Origin of the sequence: Metabacillus sp. 22489 (assembly GCF_052044855.1) — a bacterium.
GTDB classification, from domain to species: domain Bacteria; phylum Bacillota; class Bacilli; order Bacillales; family Bacillaceae; genus Metabacillus; species Metabacillus niabensis.
Genome location: NZ_JBQENT010000099.1, coordinates 1 through 2,359, shown reverse-complemented (window position 1 = coordinate 2,359; position 2,359 = coordinate 1). Strand labels below are relative to the sequence as shown.

The following is a 2,359-nucleotide window of genomic DNA, read 5'->3' as shown; positions in this document are numbered from 1 at the left end:
TGTATTTTGCAAGAAAAAAGTGCATAGTTGCGCAAGAAATTTTGCAGAGTTTTGCCACCCAATCGTTTTAATTTATCTTGCACGTGATAAAGCGTTTGATAATCTATAACTTCCGCCATTAAATGTTAATACGTGGGCATGATGAATTAAACGATCCACTAATGCAGCGGTTAGTCTAGAATCAATAAAAATCCGATTCCATTGGCTAAATTCGAGATTAGAAGTGATTATCAGGCTTTTCTGTTCATACCATTCAGCGATGAGCTGAAATAGTAGTTCAGAGCCTTCCTTGCTAAAAGGTAGATAACCCATTTCATCGAGAATGATTAATTCAACCTTTTCAAATTTCCTCCTAAAGGAAGGCAATTTATCCTGTTTCAGTGCTTGTTCCAATTGCTCGATAAGTGTGGATACACGATAGAATCTAACCTCATATCCCATTTCACATGCTTTTCTACCTAATCCAGTTGCTAAATGTGATTTTCCAGTCCCAGGAGCCCCAATCAAAACAACATTTTGCTTCAGTTTGATAAAATCAAGTCTCATTAAACCATCTTTATCAATCTGTGTTGGAAATCTAATTCTCTCGGTCCATTCATAATTACTTAAACTCTTCGAGTCTAAGAACTTGGCATTTTTAATCAAACGTTGCACCTTTGCTTGTTCACGTAGTCTAAACTCTTCCTTAAATAATGCCTCTAAATATTGAGCTGGAGATTCAAAGGAAATCGACTCATAAATTTCAGATACATAAGCGAGTCTTAAAGATTTACACATAGAACGGATTTGATCGCTCATAATTGCTCACCTCCTGTAGGAGCTAATGCATCATACTCGTTCCAATCTAACCCGAAGGGATTTTCATTATTACCAGATATCAAATCATAAAATTCCTCATTTATTCTTTTTATATCATGTGTAACTAGTAAGTTTACTATTTCTATTAATCTTTCTTTCCTAACGACTAAATCTTCAACCATAAGGTACTCATTAATGCGACCTGGTAAATATTTTTGATATCTTGAGTAGGATACAGCTCTTGGTTTTCGAATCCAATCCTTGAAAATGGCTATCCATGGAATAGCTCTCTTCTTGTTCATATATGGTCTAAAATCTTCAAAAAGAATTTCTCCATCGGGTGATACAGCTTTATATTTATCCCAAGTCACTACAAGATATATAAAAGGATAATTAGATGCTTTCGGGATATGTATTAATGTATTATCTAACTTTGCTTCATTATATTTATTAACTTTTGCCTCAATCTCTTTAAAGACTGGATAATCCTCCTCTGGTAACTCAAGTAAATAGTCCTTTTCTTCATTCCAAAGATCTTCTATCAAAACCTCTTTCTCATAATGAAGTCTGTTGCGGTCTTTTTCCAATTGAACACGAAGTGTTTCTGTAAAATCCTCATAACTATTCATGACTGGTGATGTTGTAAAGAAGTTGTATCGAATGTAGCCTACCTTATTTTCAACACTTCCTTTTTCATTGCCTTTACGTGGATTACAAACTTGCACACCAAAACCATAATGATTTTGGAATTGGATAAAGGCATCTGTTAGCTGTGCCTCTTCGGTTTTTGATCTGACTTTCTTAACGGCTGGAGTTAAATTATCAATTCGAATTTTTCTAGGAACTCCTCCTGATTGCTTAAATAAAAGTTTCAACCCTTCAAGAAAGCATTCCTGATTTTCAGATGGCAATGGTACCGCAAATCCGGCATTACTGTATGGATACGACATTACTAAAGCATGAGTATCCACAAACTCACCATCTTTAACAACTTCCATTACACCAAAATCTACTTGTGCTTCACTTGGGGGATGTTCTAAACGTTCATGGCCTTTATCAAGCTCTTCATTATGGCTATTCTCCCAATCTGTTATGAAGTAACATACTGTTCTGTATGAACCTTTAAATCCTAGATCCTGAAGATCTTTAAACATCTGCTTTTTTGTTCTTCGTAATTTTTTCTTTAGTTTACTATCTTCAAAAAGCCAATCTGAAACTATCTGCCCCCACTTTTCAGAATGCATCATACCTTTAGATTTCTTGATCTTTGATTTAGGTAATTGATTTTCGTCAGCATACTTCTTAGCTGTCCTCCAATTAATCCCTAAAGTTTCCTTGATTTTTGTTATTGATAGTCCTTTTTTGTTACGTAAGTGTTTGATACAATTAATATCAGACATTGCTAGCATCCTTTCTACCTCCACTACCAAATTGCTCGACACAATTAATGTAGTGGGACTTGGGGTGACTGGCAAGTCTTTTTTTATGCACCTATCAAATAAAGTGCAGGACTTTGCATTTTTCTCTTGCAAAGGTCTGCACTTCTATTTTGCAATACACA

The 2,359-nt window shown here is 35.0% G+C and carries 2 protein-coding genes; both read right to left on the bottom strand.

Annotated elements, in window-relative coordinates:
- Nucleotides 1-72: 72 nt before the first annotated feature.
- Nucleotides 73-798 (bottom strand): IS21-like element helper ATPase IstB, encoded by a 726-nt coding sequence (gene istB, locus ACTJJ9_RS26100; RefSeq protein ID WP_095303602.1) that lies wholly within the window; start codon nucleotides 796-798, stop codon nucleotides 73-75.
- Nucleotides 795-2,207, bottom strand: coding sequence for an IS21 family transposase (istA, locus tag ACTJJ9_RS26095; RefSeq protein ID WP_095303603.1), 1,413 nt, complete (start codon nucleotides 2,205-2,207; stop codon nucleotides 795-797). The genes istB and istA overlap by 4 nt, the downstream gene beginning before the upstream one ends.
- Nucleotides 2,208-2,359: the final 152 nt, after the last annotated feature.

Bases quoted from the DNA above. Each gene is read 5' to 3' on its own strand.
- istA (WP_095303603.1), bottom strand. From the start codon at position 2,207: ATGCTAGCAATGTCTGATATTAATTGTATCAAACACTTACGTAACAAA.
- istB (WP_095303602.1), bottom strand. From the start codon at position 798: ATGAGCGATCAAATCCGTTCTATGTGTAAATCTTTAAGACTCGCTTAT.